Source organism: Caldisericota bacterium, from assembly GCA_034717215.1.
GTDB lineage: Bacteria > Caldisericota > Caldisericia > Caldisericales > Caldisericaceae > UBA646.
In genome coordinates this window covers 1-19,261 of record JAYELD010000078.1, presented here as the reverse complement: position 1 = coordinate 19,261, position 19,261 = coordinate 1, and the positions used below count along the sequence as shown (strand labels likewise).

General features: G+C 35.7%; 18 protein-coding genes. 11 read left to right on the top strand and 7 right to left on the bottom strand.

Translation table 11 applies throughout. The annotated features are described in order from the left end of the window. Positions 1–5: 5 nt before the first annotated feature. The gene (locus U9Q18_03140) at positions 6–3,698 is read left to right on the top strand and encodes a PAS domain S-box protein (GenBank protein ID MEA3313352.1); all 3,693 of its coding nucleotides are present in this window, start codon (positions 6–8) and stop codon (positions 3,696–3,698) included. Positions 3,699–3,811: 113 nt separating this feature from the next. Here the strand turns inward: U9Q18_03140 and U9Q18_03135 are convergent, their stop codons facing one another. Continuing rightward, the gene (locus tag U9Q18_03135; protein ID MEA3313351.1) at positions 3,812–4,384 is read right to left on the bottom strand and encodes a hypothetical protein; all 573 of its coding nucleotides are present in this window, start codon (positions 4,382–4,384) and stop codon (positions 3,812–3,814) included. A gap of 155 nt (positions 4,385–4,539) precedes the next feature. On the opposite strand from U9Q18_03135, the gene U9Q18_03130 reads away from it, so the two are divergent. Genes U9Q18_03130 through U9Q18_03115 form a run of 4 tightly spaced genes read left to right on the top strand, consistent with a single transcriptional unit; the run spans position 4,540 to position 9,545 of the window. Beyond that, positions 4,540–5,211, top strand: coding sequence for a class I SAM-dependent methyltransferase (locus tag U9Q18_03130; protein ID MEA3313350.1), 672 nt, complete (start codon positions 4,540–4,542; stop codon positions 5,209–5,211). Further along, on the top strand, positions 5,208–6,938 hold the full coding sequence (locus U9Q18_03125) for an ABC transporter ATP-binding protein (GenBank protein MEA3313349.1): 1,731 nt from the start codon (positions 5,208–5,210) through the stop codon (positions 6,936–6,938). The genes U9Q18_03130 and U9Q18_03125 overlap by 4 nt, the downstream gene beginning before the upstream one ends. Continuing rightward, a complete protein-coding gene (locus tag U9Q18_03120; GenBank protein ID MEA3313348.1) occupies positions 6,935–8,662 on the top strand; it encodes an ABC transporter ATP-binding protein in 1,728 nt (575 codons plus the stop codon). The genes U9Q18_03125 and U9Q18_03120 overlap by 4 nt, the downstream gene beginning before the upstream one ends. Before the next feature lie 43 nt (positions 8,663–8,705). Beyond that, a complete protein-coding gene (locus U9Q18_03115; protein MEA3313347.1) occupies positions 8,706–9,545 on the top strand; it encodes a deoxyribonuclease IV in 840 nt (279 codons plus the stop codon). A gap of 81 nt (positions 9,546–9,626) precedes the next feature. Here U9Q18_03115 and panD read toward each other — a convergent pair whose 3' ends face one another. The 4 genes from panD to U9Q18_03095 are packed head-to-tail and all read right to left on the bottom strand — an operon-like array spanning position 9,627 to position 12,491. After that, on the bottom strand, positions 9,627–10,001 hold the full coding sequence (gene panD / locus U9Q18_03110; protein MEA3313346.1) for an aspartate 1-decarboxylase: 375 nt from the start codon (positions 9,999–10,001) through the stop codon (positions 9,627–9,629). Next, positions 9,982–10,848, bottom strand: a complete 867-nt coding sequence (gene panC, locus U9Q18_03105; protein MEA3313345.1) for a pantoate--beta-alanine ligase — start codon at positions 10,846–10,848, stop codon at positions 9,982–9,984. Before panC ends, panD begins: the two co-directional genes overlap by 20 nt. A gap of 1 nt (position 10,849) precedes the next feature. Next, positions 10,850–11,653, bottom strand: a complete 804-nt coding sequence (gene panB, locus U9Q18_03100) for a 3-methyl-2-oxobutanoate hydroxymethyltransferase (GenBank protein ID MEA3313344.1) — start codon at positions 11,651–11,653, stop codon at positions 10,850–10,852. A gap of 1 nt (position 11,654) precedes the next feature. Beyond that, positions 11,655–12,491: a Rossmann-like and DUF2520 domain-containing protein gene (locus U9Q18_03095; GenBank protein MEA3313343.1), complete on the bottom strand. Its 837-nt coding sequence runs from the start codon at positions 12,489–12,491 to the stop codon at positions 11,655–11,657. Between the two features lie 181 nt (positions 12,492–12,672). On the opposite strand from U9Q18_03095, the gene U9Q18_03090 reads away from it, so the two are divergent. Further along, the gene (locus tag U9Q18_03090; GenBank protein MEA3313342.1) at positions 12,673–13,332 is read left to right on the top strand and encodes a YggS family pyridoxal phosphate-dependent enzyme; all 660 of its coding nucleotides are present in this window, start codon (positions 12,673–12,675) and stop codon (positions 13,330–13,332) included. A gap of 32 nt (positions 13,333–13,364) precedes the next feature. On the opposite strand, the gene rlmN is transcribed toward U9Q18_03090, so the two are convergent. Both rlmN and plsY read right to left on the bottom strand, forming a co-directional pair. Beyond that, positions 13,365–14,396, bottom strand: a complete 1,032-nt coding sequence (gene rlmN, locus U9Q18_03085; GenBank protein ID MEA3313341.1) for a 23S rRNA (adenine(2503)-C(2))-methyltransferase RlmN — start codon at positions 14,394–14,396, stop codon at positions 13,365–13,367. After that, on the bottom strand, positions 14,393–15,010 hold the full coding sequence (gene plsY / locus U9Q18_03080) for a glycerol-3-phosphate 1-O-acyltransferase PlsY (GenBank protein MEA3313340.1): 618 nt from the start codon (positions 15,008–15,010) through the stop codon (positions 14,393–14,395). Before plsY ends, rlmN begins: the two co-directional genes overlap by 4 nt. Before the next feature lie 196 nt (positions 15,011–15,206). On the opposite strand from plsY, the gene U9Q18_03075 reads away from it, so the two are divergent. The 5 genes from U9Q18_03075 to U9Q18_03055 all read left to right on the top strand — a co-directional run. Beyond that, on the top strand, positions 15,207–15,932 hold the full coding sequence (locus U9Q18_03075; GenBank protein MEA3313339.1) for an N-acetyltransferase: 726 nt from the start codon (positions 15,207–15,209) through the stop codon (positions 15,930–15,932). 63 nt (positions 15,933–15,995) lie between these two features. Beyond that, positions 15,996–16,865 (top strand): DUF2877 domain-containing protein, encoded by an 870-nt coding sequence (locus tag U9Q18_03070; GenBank protein MEA3313338.1) that lies wholly within the window; start codon positions 15,996–15,998, stop codon positions 16,863–16,865. Next, positions 16,859–18,436 (top strand): acyl-CoA synthetase FdrA, encoded by a 1,578-nt coding sequence (gene fdrA / locus U9Q18_03065; GenBank protein MEA3313337.1) that lies wholly within the window; start codon positions 16,859–16,861, stop codon positions 18,434–18,436. The genes U9Q18_03070 and fdrA overlap by 7 nt, the downstream gene beginning before the upstream one ends. Beyond that, entirely contained in the window at positions 18,433–18,612 is a 180-nt protein-coding gene (locus U9Q18_03060; protein ID MEA3313336.1) for a fdrA domain protein, read from the top strand. The genes fdrA and U9Q18_03060 overlap by 4 nt, the downstream gene beginning before the upstream one ends. Before the next feature lie 23 nt (positions 18,613–18,635). Further along, positions 18,636–19,261, top strand: a 626-nt coding sequence (locus U9Q18_03055) for a cyclase family protein (protein MEA3313335.1), incomplete at its 3' end; no start/stop codon positions are given.

Here is a 19,261-nt window from a genome sequence, read left to right as displayed (position 1 = left end):
ACGGCATGATAGCTCAAATATTTGCTAGTTCGAATTATTATTTTAATCCATATGCCATTCCGGTAATGGTCACTGCCGTTATTTTGTTCATATTTGGAGTAGTTTCTTTGTTTCTGGGTGTAAGGAGTAAGACGAATTCTTCTTTTTTTCTTGTTGCTTTGACTCTTTTTATATGGGTTTCCGGAACATCTATATTGTATGTAACTCAAAATCCAGAACTTGCTCTATTTTTTTATAAACGTTATACTTTTTTGGGCTTAGTTCTGATTCCTCCCAGTGCTTATTTGCTAATTTTATCACTTTTTCACAAGTTAAGGAAGAAAAAGTGGCTGGTTTTGGTAAATTATATTATAATGCTTCTTTTTTATTTTATAGCAAATACGACAGATTTAATGTTTATTGGTGTGAGGAAACATTTCTGGGGATATTCTATTCAGTATGACCGGGCTGGGCTTTACCTTTTGGTTGTTTTTGCTTTTCTTTTACTTCTGACTTTATATTATTATGTTCGAGTAAACAGAGCTGTTTTGATCAGCAAAACTCAAAGAAAACTGTTTTTATTCAGTTACTTGGTGGGTTGTGTTACTCTGGTAGATATTTTGCCTGCTTTTGGCTTTGAGGTTTATCCGTTTGGATATATTACTATTTTAATATTTGCAATAATTCAGTGGTATTCTATAGGAAAATACCGAGAATCTTTGCCGTATTTAGCATTAAACAGTGTCTCAGATGGTGTTATTGCTGTTAACTCTAATGGCAAAATTATTCATATTAACTCTGTTGCTGAAAAGCTGATGAATGTTCAATCAGATTCTATTCTTCATAAGGATGTTTCAGAATATTTTTGTTCCAGTAGTTGCAAATTGGTGGACCAAGAACAATTTCAAATGCTGCTAAAACAGGTCAAAACTGATCCCAGCCAGGTAATTAATACACAGATTGAGTATATAGAGCCTGCAAAGCGCATCAATCTTACTACACTCCCGGTTGCAAATAGATTAGGTGAAGTGACTGAGGTTATGTTTATGCTGAATGATATTACCGAGTATGAACAGCTAAAAGATGATGTAGAGCAGTACCAGGAATTTCTTGAAAATATGGTAAAGAAACGAACCAAACAATTGAAAGATGTTAACAAGCAACTGAAGCAAGATATTAGTAAACGTAAACAGCTCGAAAAAGAACTTCTTATCCAGAAAAAATATTTTCAGGAACTGTTTGAGAATAGCAGTATGGCTGTAGCACAACTGGATACTGACAACAAAATCATCGCTATTAATGAAGGTTTTACAACATTATTTCAATATTCAAGCGAAGAAGTAGTTGGGAAACGGCTTATAGAATTAGTTGTACCTGAATCGTTAGGTAGTGAGAGCGAGTTTTTCTTTTCAAGTGGAATGAAGGGGAAAAAACCTAAAAAAGAATCAGTTAGGAAACGCAAAGACGGGAGTCTTGTTTCTGTATACGTTCATGCAGTGCCTATTTCTGTTGACAACAAGGTAGTTGGAATGTATGCAGTTTATGTGGATATTACAAATATAAAGAAAGTAGAGGAGAAACTTAAAGAAGAAGGGGCATTAATATCTTCCATGCTTGAAGCTGTTCCCCATGCAGTAATTGGCTTACGCGACCATCATATTGTGTTTGCAAATAAAAATGTAAAAAGCGTATTTGGGTGGGAAAGAGAAGAGCTAATTGGAAAAACAACAAGACTTTTTTATCGTTCCGATAAAGAATTTGAGCAAATTGGAAATGATTTTTACTCCACACTTGAAAACCATAAATATTGTGGGGAAGAGTTTCCCTGCAAGCGGAAAGACGGGAAAGATATACTATGCCGGGTATCTGCTTCAAGGATAGGAGATACACTGAAGGATAAACAAATCGTTGTGATGTATGAAGATATTACCGAGCGGAAACGGACTATTACTGAACTTCAAGAGAGTAACGAAAAACTTTCAAGTTTATTTTACAATTATCCGGCAGCCTTAGTTAACATGGACAATGATAGTCATATTCTCGATGCAAATCCTGCTTTTGAAAAACTTTTTGGCTATTCAATAGACGAAGTTCGAGGGAGAAATATTAATGACGGCATGATTCATCCTGAGGAAAAAAAAGATGAGGGGAAAAATTTGGACGAAAAGGCTTTAAGTGAAGGCTATTTGAATTATGAGACTGTCCGAAAGAGAAAAAACGGAACGTTGTTTCCTGTACTCGTATCGGGTTTGCCTATTGTAGTCAATGGCGAGATAAAAGGGGTAATGGGTGCGTATGTTGACATTACTGAACGAAAGAAATCAGAAAGAATAAAGGATGTAATTTCTAAGATTTCCGAAGCAGTTTACTCTACTAATACTCTTGATGAGTTATACGACATAATACACCAAAATGTTTCAGTTCTTATGCACGCGAATAATTTCTACATTGCAATGTATGATGAATTTTCCAAAATGCTGAGCTTTAAATATTGGGTAGACGAAACTGACCCGAAACCCAAACCGAGAGAACTCAGGAAAGGCATTACAGAGTATGTATTTAATACAGGAAAGTCACTAATTGCCGATCCAGAAGTTATTAAGGTAATGCAAAACGAAGGTAAAACAGAAATTCATGACACTCTACCTGTGTCCTGGCTTGGTGTGCCGCTTAAAGTACAGAATAAAACAGTTGGAGTGTTAGCTGTGCAAAGTTATACTGAGGGAGTTAAGTACACAGAGGATGATAAAAAGGTCCTGTCATTTGTTTCTGACCAAATCGCTTTAGCTATTGAACGAAAGAAAAACGAAGAACTAATGCTTCTTCAAAAATCTCGTTTAGAAACTCTTTTTGAAGGTGCGCCAATTGCGATTGCAATGCTTGACAAAGAAGAACGGGTGATTGATGCAAATGAAGGCTTTCAAAAGCTTTTCCGGTATTCTATTAACGAAATAAGAGGGCAATTTATTGATGATTTCATTGTTCCTAATGAACTTAAAGAAAAGACAAAGCGTGTAGAGTTTGAAGTAGAGCAAGGAAAAGTAGTCGCTTTAGAATCAATTAGACAGCGAAAAGGCGGTAGTTTGGTGAATGTGTCTATATTCGCTTATCCGATTATGTTAGGTCCTGTGATGCATGGAATCTACGCAATTTATATCGATATTACAGAGCATAAAAAAAGAGAAAGACAGCTTAGTTATATTGCTACGCATGATGCTTTAACTGGTTTACCTAATAGAGTTTATTTTGAAAATCGTTTTGCATTAGAAGTCGAGCTTTCTCGGCGTAACAATCAGAAGTTTGCTCTACTATATATTGATTTGAACGAATTTAAGAAGGTAAATGACGAGCTTGGACATGCAGTGGGAGATGTTTTACTGAAGCAGGTTGCTGACCGATTTACTGAACTTCTCAGAAAGAGTGACGTAGTTGCGCGTATGGGAGGAGATGAATTTGTATTGCTACTTCCGGAAATTACAAAAGAGAAGGAGATACACAAAATTGTCAAAAAATTCTTTAAGACTTTTAAGGAGCCGTTTATCGTGGAAGACCATAAAATTAATGTCAGTTTAAGCATAGGGGGAGTTATATTTCCTGATGACGGAACGGATAGTGTTACGCTGCTAAAAAAAGTAGATAATGCAATGTATAATGTCAAAGAGCATGGGGTGAGCACTTATCAATATTATCAGTCAGATATAGTCCTAAAAGCGGAATGACCTAAGAATGTGCTTATTAATTCTTTAGGTCGAATGGCTTATTTTTGAAAACATACCGGACATTTATTTAAACAAATTTTAAGAACGCTTGTTATGCTTAAGGAACAAAAATGTCAATCGCAATTGCAGGTTTCTATAAATTCTAAAATCTGTTCAATTGTGTTTTCTTTAAATCCCGTAAGAAGTAATTTGATTTTATAGTCGCTTCCTATGAGAGCAGTGGCAGGTATATCCACTATACCACATAGGTCAATTTCATCTTTATCAACAGTATAGATTGGTAGTGTTATCCCGGTGTCTTCTTTGAAGACCTTTATATAATTACTTCCTTCTGGAACACATAGATAAAAAGCAATGTTTCCCCCGAGGTTGCTAATACTGTTTTTTTCCTGAAGTATCTCGTATTCTTCATAACAATTTTCGCAGTAAATGCTTCCGAATGAAAGGATAACGTATTTATGAGATTTAATTTCATCATAGAGGGTTAAGGCATTTCCGTCTGTATCGATTAGCTTTAATTTGGGTATTTTAACTATTCCAGTTCTAATATTTTCCTTTTTTGCTATGCTTGAATATTTTATTTTAAAACTCAAGTAGGATTTTAAATCTTTAGTGGCAGAATATGCACCATAAAGAGCAAGCGCAACTATAATGACTATTAAAGCCTTTTTCAATATGTTTTTCATGCTACCTCCTATTTAGTTCCATTGCATTCAATTATATAAGAAGTTTGAAACATTCAAAATTTTTGGTATACTGAGTTTTTGATAGATATACTAAGTTGAAATAGATTTGTTAGTAAAAGCAGATATGTAGTTTAATAATTGCATATATTTATGTATTGAAATGTGGAGGTGATGTTAAAATAAAAAATGCAAAAGAAACAAAAGTAGAATTAACACCATTTGTTGCAAAACACTATAATGCACTTCTCAATATTTTTTCATTTGGCATCTATCCTCATTTTACTACTAAGGTAGTAAAAGAGGCAAACTTCAGAAAGGGTGATTCAGTGCTAGATTTGGGGTCAGGAACTGGAAGATTTGCCTGTCTTATAAGAAAATATATTGGCGAAGACGGCAAGTATGTTGGTATTGATCTTTCGAGAATAATGGTACAACAGGCAAGAAAGCGGTGTGAAGATTTTAAAAATATCCGTTTTCTTTTTGGAAGAATAGAGGAAGAATTATCATTAACGGAATATTTTGATAAAGTATTTATATCTTTTGTATTGCATGGATTTACACAGGAAAATCGCATAAAGATCATAAGGAATGCTTATAAACGGTTGAGAACAGGAGGAAAGCTTATTATACTTGACTATGCAGAAAAAGATGTAGATAGGGCATCACCTATTATAAAATTTCTTATTAGAAAAGTGGAGTGTCCGCTTGCCGAGAAATTTATGCAGATTAATTTGAAAGAAGTTCTTTTTAAAATCGGGTTTTCCGGTTTCAGAGAGAAATTTCATTTAAAAGGATATGTGAGATTAGAAATGTGTAAAAAAAGATGAAAGATCTCTGGCAATTTTTTAGGCAAGAAAAAAAATGGTATATTCTTATTGTGTTTATGCTTGTTCTTGTGGATAGCGCACAGGTCGCTATCCCGATTTTGACAAAAAGGGCTGTAGACGCAATAAGTGCCCAAGCAGATATCTCGCTTGTTGTGAAATATGGGTCGTATGTACTTGCGATTGCTCTTTTTATTATAATAATGCGGTATACATACAATTATATCCTGAGAAAGCTTGTATTGCAATTGGATTACGACTTGAAGACCTCTCTTTTTAATAAATATCTTACATTGCCAAAATCTTATTTTGAAAGAGAAGAAATTGGCGATCTTATGGCTCGTGTCACAAATGATACAAGGGCGATACGTTTTTTCTTGATAATGGGTTTTCTTGGCGGGCTAGACGTGTTGCTTTTGGGCGTTACTACTTTTATCATGATGTTCGTAATGAATCCTACACTTGCCATAATTGTTTCAATTCCCCTTGTTCTGCTTATTCCTCTTGCACTAAACTTTGGAAGAAAAATTCATATATATTTTAAAAATGCTCAGAGAATATTTGGCGAAATAACAGTACGGGTCCGGGAAGTAATAAGTGGAATCCGAGTTATAAAAGCTTTTACCCGCGAGGGGTTTTACCTAAAACTTTTTAAAAATGTGAACGAAGAATATATTCGAGAAAATATGAAACTTGTAAAATTAGACGAATTTTTTGATCCGATAATCGATTTTCTCATTCATATTTCTCTGTTTATACTAATGCTACTTGGGGGAAGCTTTATCATCAAAGGACGCATTTCTATGGGAACACTCGTTGCGTTTATACAATATATAGAAATATTAGCCTGGCCTATGATGGCTATTGGTTTTACTATATCGCTTTTTCAGCGGGCACGAGCATCAATGGAGCGAATACAGAATGTGCTTCAAACTATACCCGAAGTAAGAGATATAGAACCTATTCATATTGAGCACATTGAGCGGAATATCAATATCAAAAATCTTTCATTTTCATATCCTGATGATGATCGTTTTATTCTAAAAAATATTTCTTTGTCTATACATGAGGGGGAACTTATCGGTATTACCGGGCCAACGGCAGGAAGCAAAAGTACTTTGCTGTCTCTGCTTCTGAGAGTATATAATCCCCTACCTGATACAATTTTTTTTGGCGAAACGGATATACTAAAAATTCCCTTGCAAGCTTTAAGAAAGAATATTGGGTATGTGCCTCAAGCACCGTTTCTATTTGGCGATACTTTGCTTGAGAATATAAAAATAGGTAAACAGGACTCTACAATTGAGGATGTTGAAGAGGCAGCGAAAATTGCATCTATTTATGAAGACATTATGAAATTGCCTAATAGATTTGATACAATTGTTGGAGAAAAAGGGATAACACTTTCTGGCGGAGAAAGGCAGCGGGTAGCTGTTGCGCGTGCTATTCTTACAAAGAGGCCTCTTATGCTTTTTGATGACCCGCTCTCGGCTGTTGATACAGATACAGAAAAAGCAATTATCAGAAATCTCAAGACATACTTAGAAACAAACCATATCACAACATTATTAGTATCTCAGAGAGTGAGCGCTCTTACTATTATGGATCGAGTTGTGGTTCTATCGCATGGAAAAATTTTAGAAGAAGGGGCACCTGAGAAATTATTTGATGAAAAAGGATACTATTTTCACCTGTATAGAAAGCAGCTTTTGGAAGGGATGGGAGTATGAATAGAAAAATTTTAAAGAGGTTCCTTCCATACATATTGAAGTATAAACTGTTTTTATCTGTCTCGTTTGTTATGCTATTTATTGCCACTGTTTCTGCTGCAGTACTTCCGTATCTATTAAAACAATCAATAGATGAATTTGTTGCTGCAAAGGATTTTTTGGGTTTGGTACGAATTTCTGCTTTATTTCTTGGTATAAGTGGAATACGTTTTGTCTCTAAAATGATTCAAATTTATTTTACAAATCTTACCGGGCAGAGAGTAATGCGGGATTTAAGGATAGATCTATTTAAGCACTTAGAGTCTTTTGCTGTTTCATTTTTTTCTAGAGAACCATCAGGCAAGATAATAACAAGAATTACAAATGATGTCGAAAATATGAATGAACTACTTTCTGCGGGAGTCGTTGCTCTATTTGGAGATTTTGCGACCTTGCTATTTGTTATCGTCTTTATATTCTTTATTAACGTAAAGTTTGCGCTTCTGGTTATTATACCGCTTCCTATAGCAATTGTATCGGCATTATTTTTAGGAAACAAACTGGAAAGGTTGTATGAGAAGGTGAGAGATTATGTAGTAAAAATGAATATAGAGATGCAAGAAAATTTATCCGGTATTATATTGGTACAGGCATTCAACGTGGAGCAAAGAAGCCGTAAAAAGTTTGGCAACATTGCAGCGGGATATCGAAGAACATTTCATATAGCTCAAATGACAAGCATACAACTCAGGCAGGTTATAAACATACTTTCCTACATATCCATTGCCATTGTGATAATAGCCGGAGGTATTTTTACATTGAAAGGTGCAGCTACAATTGGTACAATCATGGCATTTCTTGTATACGTTGATTATCTTTATCGTCCTCTCAGAGGCATTGCGGAGAAATTTTCTATTCTTCAAAATGCAATTGCTTCTATGAACAAACTAAATGATTTTTTTGAGGAGAAAGAAATCATAAAGGCCTGCAAAAACCCAGTACAGCATGAGATTAGAGGTGATTTGGTGTTCAAAGATGTCAACTTCTCTTATGACAAAAAGACACCTACTTTAAGAGATATTAATTTACAGACAAAAGCAGGAGAAAAGGTTGCCCTCGTAGGGTTAACTGGCGCAGGCAAGTCAACAATTGCAAACCTCGTGCTACGATTCTATGATGCAGACAGTGGGACAGTAATGGTGGATAAGATAAATGTGCAGCGATATGACATAAGACAGTTACGTTCCCGTATGGCAATGGTTTTACAGCATGTTTTCATTTTCAAAGGGACTGTCAGGGATAATATTACTCTGGGCAATCATGATATAACAGAGGAGCAACTTATTGCTGCTGCAAAGAAAATTGGAGTACACGATTTCATCATGAAATTTGCTAACGGTTATGATACAGAACTTTCAACAGAAGGAGGAAACATCTCGCAAGGAGAGCGGCAACTTATATCCTTTACTCGCGCACTTGTGTATAATCCACGCATTTTACTTTTGGACGAAGCTACAGCATCTATTGATACTGCGACAGAAGAGCTTATTGAGAGAGGAATTAAGGAAATAATGGAAGGTAGAACATCTATCGTTATTGCTCATAGATTGTCTACTATAATAAATTCTGACAGGATATATGTGATTAATAGAGGGAAAGTAGCAGAACAAGGTACACATCAAGAATTAATGAAACAAAAAGGTTTATATTTTGAACTGTATACCACGCAATTTGAGAAAGTTTAGGATATTTTTGTTTATTTGCTTTGAATATGAAAGCGAGGGCTAAATGATTTTAGGAGCACATGTTTCGATTGCAGGTGGGGTTTCAAATGCACCACTACGTGCAAAACATATTGGGTGCGATACAATGCAGATCTTTTCAAAAAATCAAATGCGGTGGCATATTCCACCTCTGGACAAAAGTGAGATTGAAAAATTTCATAGCAATATTAAAGCAACAAAAATTATCCCCGGAACAGTGCATTCTTCGTATCTTGTAAACCTTGCAGCTCCCGATGATACAACACATCAAAAATCAATATTAGATTTGTCAAAAGAATTGGAACGAGCTGAGATCCTTGGTATTCCATATGTTGTTTTTCATCCTGGTGCTCATAAAGGTAAAGGCGAAAAATATGCGCTGGACAAGATTATTAATAGTATCGATAAGATTTTTGGGCTAAGCAAAGCTAAAACTACAATGCTTCTCCTCGAAACAACCGCAGGAGAGGGAACAAATATCGGATACAAATTTGAACATCTTGCATATATCATGCAGCACTCTGGCATTCCGGAGAGAATTGGTATTTGTGTTGATACCTGCCACATATTTGCTGCAGGGTATGATATAAGAGATAAAAGTGCTTATAACGAAACAATTAATGCAATTGAAGAGATTATCGGATTAAATCGATTAAAAGCAATACACCTTAATGATTCTGAAAGAAAATTAGCCTCGCGTGTCGATAGACATGCAGAGATCGGGATGGGAGAAATCGGGTTAAAGGCCTTTGAGTTTTTTGTAAACGATGAACGTCTGAAAGAAATATTGGGAATTTTAGAGGTGCCTGGCGATGAATCGGGATATAAAAAAAATCTTCAAATACTGAGGAGTTTAATAAAATAATTATTTGTGTGCTCTAACGGTATTTTCATCTACTCTACTTTTTATAATATCAGAGCAAGAGGTTATGCAAATGTGTGCAGACTAATTTCCGGCATCGGGCAGTTTCCTTTCCTTTATTCTATTTTTCTTGTCAACAAATATTATGGTGGGCCTGAAGCTTTCTAGCTCTTTTTCATCTATCATTGCATAGGATACTATTATAATAATATCACCTGTTTCTCCTTTTCTTGCTGCAGCACCGTTTAATTCTATACAACCGGAGCCTTTTTCTCCGTACAGCACATATGTAGAGAAACGCTCGCCATTGAAAATATTGTATATGTCAACTTTTTCAAATTCTTTCAGGTTCGCCTGTTCTGCAAGATCTCTATCTATTGTGATACTTCCCTCGTAGTTTAAATCTTTTCTTGTAATGCATGCCCGGTGTATTTTTGATTTAAGCATTATTCTTTGCATCTATAATCACCTCTATATTGTCAATAAGTCTTACCTTTCCAAAATATGCAGCAACTGCGATGAGTATATTTCTATCCACATAGTAGAGGTCTTTAAGCGTGTACAGGTCTACAATTGATACGTAATCAATTTTTTTCAACTTTTTTTTACTTTGAATCATGTTTTTCATTGTCTGGATGATTTTGCTGCTGTTCTTTTCTCCATTTAAGATTATTTCTTTTCCTTTTTCTAAGGCTTGATAAAGAACTATTGCGTCTCTTCTTTCCTCTTCTGTGAGATGTTTATTTCTTGAACTCATTGCAATCCCATCCTTTTCACGCACAATTGGGCAGGATACAATTTTTACATCAAAATTCAAATCTCTACACATCTTTTCGATTACTCTAAACTGCTGATAGTCCTTTTTTCCAAAGTATGCCCTATCGGGATTTACAATTTTGAAGAGTTTTAAAACAATAGTTGTTACACCTCTAAAATGTGTTGGTCGAGACTTTCCGCAGAGGTTTTTTGTAAGCTCTGCAACTTCTACATAGGTTTGATACTCTGCTGGATATATTTCCTTTATTGTGGGAATAAATATTACTGTAACTCCTTCTTTCTTAAGTTTTGCAGAATCCCCTTTTTCATCACGTGGGTATTGATCCAGGTCTTCTGTTGGTGCAAACTGCGTAGGATTTACAAAAATACTTGTAACTACCGTATCATTTTCTTCTTTTGCTTTTCTTACAAGTGAGAGATGCCCTTCGTGCAGATACCCCATTGTTGGTACAAAACCTATTGACTTTCCGTTTTCTTTTATTTTTTTAGAGAATTCTTTCATTTCTTCTATTGTTCTTATAATTTGCATACTATTCTTCCTTTTTCTTTGCGTGAAAAACATGTTCTTCAGATGGGAACTTTTGTGTTTTTATGTCTTCTATATATTCGCTTACAGCATTTTTAATTTCTTCATATAGATCTCTATATTTTTTTACAAAGCGCGGGGTAAACGTAGGATCCATTCCAAGTATATCAGTTACTACAAGAATCTGTCCATCACAAAATCTGCCTGCCCCAATTCCTATTGTAGGAATTGAAACCGATTCTGTAATTTCTTTTCCAACTTCTTCTGGCATTCCTTCAAGTATGATACTAAAAGCACCTGCTTCTTCCAGTGCTTTCGCATCAGTTATCAGCCGTTCCTTTTTCTTTTCCGTTTTTCCTTGTATTTTGTATCCGCCAAATAGATTTACGGATTGAGGAGTGAGCCCAATGTGTCCCATCACAGGGATACCGTAGAAAACAAGTTTTTCTATAAGAGGAGCAATATTTTCTCCACCTTCGAGTTTTATTGCTTCTGCCCCTTCTTTTAAGAATAATCCTGCATTTCTTATTGCATCTTCTTGAGATGTTTGATATGAGAGGAAGGGCATATCCCCAACAACAAGTGCTCTTTTTGCTCCTCTTTTCACAATTCTTGTATGATACAACATCTCTTCCATTTTTACAGGTATTGTTGAACTCAGCCCCTGGATGGTTGTACCTACAGAATCTCCCACAAGGATAATATCAATTCCTGCTTCATCCAGTATTCTTGCAGTGAGAAAATCATATGCTGTAAGAGCAGTTATTGCTTTCATTCCTTTAAAGTGTTTTAATTTTGGAACGGTAATTTTATCCATCGTTTAATACCTTCCTTATTCCTTCAATTTTTTCGTTATCCAATCCTCTTTCTTTTGCTATCTTTAGTGTAGCAAAAGCGAGACTTTTGTAAATATCTTTTAGCAGGGGATCTTTGATATTTTTTAGATGGAGTTGTATAGTTTTTATGTCTCCTCTGAGAATCGGTCCTGTAAGTGCCTGAGTGCTTCCCTTTTCCTTTACATTGTTCAAAACGCCTTGAAGCAGCGAAAGAAGCGCATTTTTTGCTTCTATTTCGCTAAATCCAATGGGGCGAAGAAGATTTTCTGAAAGGTTAAAGAGTGTCACGGTATAATTTGCTGTAATTGTTGCAGCAAGATGATATATTGGTTTATCTGCTGTTTTAATTCTGATAAGTGTTCCATTAATTTTTTGTATGATTTTTTCTATTTCATTTACAGCAGTTTTATCTCCCTCTACCGCAAAGAGTGTTTTTGAGAGAGTTTTTACAGAAAGCAAAGGGTCTGCAAATGGTTTAAGCGGATGTACCGAGCATGTTCTTGCCTCGAGAAACTCCAGAATTGAAGAAGGAAATGCACCGCTTAAGTGGGCAACTATTTTCTCCTTACTTACTACATTTTTGATGTTCTTTGCCACATTCTCTATCTCTGAGTCTGGAACTGAGAGAAAAATTACATCACTTTGTTCTGCACATCGCTGTATTGATGTAGAAATACCCCCAGAAATTGTTGCTGCTTTTTCTGCGCTCTGCATGCTTCTACTTGCAATAAAAACATTGAAGCCTGCTTTTTTAAACGCAATTGCAAGTGTAGTTCCTACTTTTCCTGCTCCAATAATTCCTATATTCATGCATCCAGTATAAAGAGATTAAAAAAAAATGGAATAGCATGCTAAAAAGTATTTTTGTTGGAGTTATTCCCTCGGCAGTTTGCTGAAGTATGATCTACCTCTTAGGTTGGGGAGGTGAGACGAAACAAATGTTATTATTTGAAAAAATTTTGCAAAACACTATAATTTTTTGGAGGAAAATGTGATTAAGGAAAACGTTCAAAAAATCTTTAAGGAAATACCAGAAGATGCATTGCTTGTCGCAGCTGTCAAATCGCGTTCTATTAAGGAAATCAAAGAAGCAGTCGATGCCGGTGTAAAAATTATCGGGGAAAATTATCTGCAGGAAACGGAAAAATTGTTTCCATACATTGGGCATATTGTTAAATGGCATTATATTGGCTCTATTCAAAAAAATAAGATAAAAAAAATTGTTGAAATTTTCGATATGATAGAAACAGTTGACTCTGTTGATGTTCTCCGGGGAATCGATAGGCGGGCAAAAGGCATAGGCAAAATAATGCCGGTTCTTATTGAAGTAAACAGTGGTAAGGAGGAGCAGAAAAGCGGTGTATACCCAGAACAAGCCGGACAATTGATAGATGCAGCTGCTCCATTTAAAAATGTGTTAATTCAAGGGCTCATGACAATGGGGCCATTTGTAAACGATCCAGAAAAATTGCGCCCTTATTTTAAGCTTACAAAAGAGCTTTTTGACTGTCTCAAGGCGCGTGAAACGAAAAATGCTCAAATGAAATATCTATCAATGGGGATGTCGGATTCATATAAGATAGCAATACAGGAAGGAGCAAATATTGTGCGAATTGGCACATTGATCTTTGGACCAAGACATGACAGATAAAGCGCAGTTTTAGTAAATATTTTGAAATATGGTTATTTTCGGAGTTTTGTGGCAAGTTGACCGCAGGCAGCAGAAATATCTGGCCCCTTTGATTTTCTCAGTGTAGCCCGTATACTATTTTTTTGCAGGTATCTAAGAAACATATTCTCTTTTTTTGATACTTTAAATTTAACGTGCGGAACTGGATTGTATCGAATTAGATTTACTTTTACAAATTTAAGCTTTTTCAAAAAATTGACTAAGCTTTGTACATCGCTGATGGTATCATTCACTTCCTTTAATAATAGATATTCAATCGTAATGGTATTACCTGTCTTGCGAGTATAGTAATTAATGGCCTTTCTTAATTCTGTTAAGGTATATTCTTTTAGTCCTGGCATTAGAAAATCTCTTTTGCTTTGTTCGCCTGCATGTAAGGAAATTGCAAGACGTATAGATGCTATTTGATCTGTGAGCTGATAAATTTTCCCAGGAATGCCAGAGGTGGAAATTACTATTTTTCTTCTTCCGAGTGTTCTCCCATTTTTGTCAGAAATAATTTCAATTGCTTTTTTAACATTATCATAGTTGAGAAGTGGCTCTCCCATTCCCATAAATACAACATTGTTTATTTTGGTTATTTTATCGATCTGAAGAAATTGTTCAACGATTTCTTCCGTCGTCATGTTTCTTAGCAGTCCCATTTGACCTGTGGCGCAAAATTTACATCCTAGCGGGCACCCTATTGATGAGGAAATACACAGGGTGTTTCTCATTTTACCATATTGATTACTTTCGTGCATGAAAACAGTTTCTACAAGGCTTTTATCGGGTAATTGGAATAAGTATTTTGTGCTTCCATCTTTAGATTCATATTTTGAAATGATTTTAAATGAATAAATATAAAAGGTATTGGTCAGCGTTTTTCTTAAAGATTTTGGCAGAGTTGTAATGTCATGGAAACTCTCCTTTTTTTCTCTGTATATTGAATGAAATAGCTCATTAGCGCGGTATTCAGGCTCATGAATTGAAAGAAAGTATTCTTTCAATTCATCTAAATTCAAATTTTTTATATCTTTCTTCAATTTTTATCCTTATCAAACTTTATTTTTTCTCCAATTTTTCGTTCATTCCCTTTTAAGAGTCTTTTAATGTTTTCGCGGTGCGAAATTTTGACAAGTAATACAATTATTAAACTAGACAATATAATCGTTTTGTCTGCATGGAACAGAATAAGAAATATAGGAAAAAAGCAGACAGAAACAATCGAAGCTAGTGAAACATATCGTGTCAGGAGTATTATAAGGAAAAATACGCCTCCGGATAGTAATCCAGTATAGATCGATATGGCCCCGATGATACCATATGCTGTTGCTACTCCCTTTCCCCCTTTAAAGTGAGGCATAAAAAGAGAATAATCATGCCCTATTATGGCCATAATCCCTAAGGTTATTGCAAGTGATGGAGAATTCAAAAAATATTTTCCTATAATCACAGCCAAAAACCCTTTTGCAAAATCTAATAAAAACACGGCAATAGCCGCTTTATTTCCTACTACTCGCTGTACATTTGTCATTCCAATGTTTTTGCTGCCGTACTTAGTAATATCAATGTGGTAAAATTTTTTACATATAATATACCCATTGGGTATAGAACCAAGTAAGTAAGCAACGATACTTAATAACACTATTTTTGCCATCTTATTTACATCCTTTCTTCTTGTTTATTATAATTTTATATAAAATTCTGTCAATTCTCATCGCTCATTGTCTGTTATTTACTCTGCCTAATATGACTACTCGAATTTTGAAATACAGCAAATATACGGGAAAACACTTGACATGAATTGCAAAATTGCTATCATTAAACATCATATTTTAAACAAGGAGGATTTTATGAAAAAACAACCACCAGAAAGAGTATCACAGAATGAAATTATCTTTAAGGTTGAAGAATTAGAGCCCTTATTAAGTCCACCACCAATGGATTTAAAACCGTGGACTCCAATGTATCTTGAACTAAAAAACGGATCAAAATTAGTGATAAGACAGATGAGAAAAGAAGAAGCTCCTGCCCTACTGCCATTCATTAAAAAATTTATGGAAGTAGATCATGATTTTTATGACATTGTCGGAGCAAGAGTTTATGCAGAGATTTTGGGATGGTATCGTAACAGGTTAAAAGATCCCTATATGTTTGTTGGTATAGTTGACGGAGAACTTGCTGCAATAGCAAATGGAAGAGTTATGGATGAAGAGATTAATATAAGTCTTCATACAATGGCATTTAAAAGAGGGGTAAAAGCAGGTGCTGCCATGTATTATGCAAAATGCTACTATGCTTTTGAAGTCCTTGAACAAAATGAATTCTGGGCAACATACGAAAGTTATAATGGATTTAAGAGATGGGGAATTGGAATGGCGCAACCATCTTACCCATGGCCGGAATATCAGCATGAATTAGGTGGCGCAAAAGTATTTTATATAACAAAGAAATACTGGGACACTTCGATTAAAAAATATCTTGAAGATTATCTCGGTACTACATTTAAATCACCAGTACCAGAAGACCTCTTAAAATCTGCTGAGAATTTTAAGATTCCTTCTGAACCCAATGTATAAAAGTGTTGTTGAACTACAGACCGAGAATTAATTCTTGGCCTGTTTATTTTTAGGGAGGCAAAAGTGGTGATAGCAACGCATGCACAAATTGTTTCGATAGGAAGTAGTGTTCCTTTGCGTGATACTGTTTTTACTATTCATTCAACGTTTGAACGGGTTGCCAATCTTTTATATTCTGGCGGTATTGTATCTGCTGTGACGGAAGATATTGGCGGAGGGCCTAACAATATCGTTATAAATGGATTTAATTTTCTAAATCTGAAAGAAGCGCAGATTATCAACGATGAGCTTATCTTAAATAATACAAAAATACCTTTATTACAAGTCTCTAAGTATGATTCTACGGTTAAGCTTGACGCTTCAAAGAAAACGACTTTTTTGTCTGGGTTGCAAATTTTTGAAAGAATTTTGGTAAAACACGCACATCCATTGAGTAGTGTATTTTTATTGGATGACAGGCGAAAAAGTTTCTTTATTACTCCGTTTGAAAAGAATTTAAGAAATCAACTTGATGCAGGAGTTACTGAGATATTAAACGGTAAACTATCTTCCGTAAGCAAACTGAAGGGGATAGGTCTTGGTTTTACTCCTCAAGGCGACGATCTCATCAATGGTATGCTTCTTGCTATGTATGTGTATCAGCTTTTGACAGATTATTCTACTGCTCATATACGCGAGGGAATATATCGTCTTGCAAGGAGTAAAAATGTTATTTCCGATACATTTTTGTATTTTTCAGCTAAGGGAGAATTTTTCGAACGGTTTAAAAATCTTATCCATGCATTTTTTCAAGATAAGGAATCAGTTATTAACGCCACTATGCGATTACTTGCCATTGGAGAAACATCTGGAGCAGATATTGGAACTGGATTTATCCTGGCGAGCAAAGAGGCATTTAAAAAATCTACAAATGGAGGTGTATTAATATGGTAGTAAAAGGAATTCTTAAAGAAGGGGAATATTATGATTCTGTTACGCTTATGCTTGTTGCAAGGGACGTGTTAGCACTGGAAGGGGTAGAAGATGCTGCTGTTGTAATGGGAACTGAGCAAAATAAATCAATTCTTGAGACATCTGGGATTCTTCTCGATATGTTTAAGAATGCAATAGATTCAGATTTATTGATAGCAGTAAAAGCGAAGGATGAGGCAATATGCGATGCTGCAATTCAGAAAGCAAAGGAACTTCTTATATCAAGGCATTCAAAAATGCAGGAAACCGGCGAGTATATGCCAAAAAGCCTTGAGGGTGCTGTGGATTTTCTGCCTGATGCGAATATGGTTATTATTTCGTTAGCGGGGAAATATGCAAGTGATGAGGCCATGAAAGCTCTCAAGAAAGGTCTTCACGTAATGCTGTTCTCAGACAATGTATCAATTGAGACAGAAATTGAGTTAAAACAATACGGAAAAGAACATGGTCTTTTAGTTATGGGTCCTGATTGCGGTACTGCAATTATAAATGGAGCTCCTCTATGTTTTGCAAATGTGGTTAATCGGGGTGATATTGGGATAGTTGCTGCATCTGGCACGGGACTCCAGGAAGTAAGTGCTGTCATTTCGAACGAGGGGGCTGGAGTATCCCAAGCGATAGGAACTGGCGGAAGAGATGTAAAGAAAGATGTCGGTGGGATTATGTTTATTGAAGGAATTAAAGCACTGGAAGAAGATCCTGAAACAAAATACATAGCACTCGTTTCTAAGCCGCCACATCCTGGAGTATTAGAAAAAGTGGCATCTCTTATTAAGACAGAGATAAAAAAACCTGTCGTAGGAATTTTTCTTGGTGGTGACCCAAAGATAGTTGAGGAAGCAGGAGCGATTCCAGCAAATACTCTTGAGGAAGCTGGTCTTATAGCAGCCTCTTTCTCAAAAGGAAAATCAATGGATGAATTCAAACAATTATTAGAGGCAAGGGAGAAGGAGCTTTTAAACCTTGCTGAAAAAGAATCAAAAAATAAAACAGCTACTCAAAAGTTTGTAAGAGGTCTTTATACTGGAGGGACGCTGTGTGACGAGGCAATGCTTATATCTCGTACAATTATAGGGGAAGTTTACGGCAATGCTCCGCTTAATCCGCAATTTAAGCTGGAGGATTCATGGCGCAGTAAGGAGAACACATTTGTCGATTTAGGTGAAGATGAATTTACTGTTGGACGTCCTCATCCTATGATTGATTTTACCTTGCGTAACAAGAAAATTCTTGAGGAGGTAAATGATAAAGAAGTCGCAGTGATACTCCTTGATGTTGTGTTAGGTTATGGTTCTAATATGCAACCAGGCGATGAACTAAATCCAATTATTAAACAAGCAAAAGAAATTGCAGAAAAAGAAGGTAGGAACATCACATTCGTGTGCACTATTACGGGAACAGATAAAGATCCACAGGGAAGAGGAAAGGTAAAACAGCAACTTGAGGATGCTGGGGCTCTTATTATGCCATCTAATGCGGCAGCGTCAAAGCTTGCTTCATATATTGTCAAAAACCTTGGAGGTGTAAAATGAGAAAAATTTCGGATCTCTTTAAACAGGAATTACAGGTAATTAATATTGGCCTTGTTTCTTTTAAAGAAAGTTTAGAAGATGTGGGAGTCAAAGTTATTCAGGTTGACTGGAGACCGTCTGCAGCTACGGATGATGAAACAAAGGATGCCCTTCAGAAGTTATTGGGCTCAAAATAAAATAATAAAGGGAGCGAAAAAAGATGAATAAAGAAGAATTTATCAAATTATTAGCCGAAGCAAAAATGTATGATTTAACACAGCCTCTCAGTATTCATACTCCACCGTGGCCAAGTTACATGCCGCTTGGCATACAGTATTTTAAAAGAATAGCAGGTGCACATATGGGGCAGGGTGCAAATGGGCAGATTATTACTTCGAGCAACCATGTAGGCACACATATGGATGGTGAAATACATTTCTTTAGCTCTGGCCGCCCAATTGGTAAAGTGCCTCTTAATGAATGGGTAGGACCTGGAGTGGTAGTAGATATTTCTGACGAGGTAGGAGATTATGATTTATATACGCCAGAAATGCTGATGAAAAAAGCTGATATTAGAAAAGGTGATATTCTTATTATTAACACTGGATATCATCGTTATGCATGGGATCAGCCGGCATCTGATGAGGTGCGTTATATGGTTAAACATCCTGGTCCAAGTCCTGAATTTGCAGATTGGGCATTGGATATGAAATTCAAATGGATTGGTGTTGATTGTGGCAGTGCAGACCATCCTATGAATACTATTTTAAAAGATTGGCATCCTGGATTGTTTAAGGAAGCAGAAAAAAAGCTAAAAGAAAAATACGGAAAAACATGGGAAGAAAT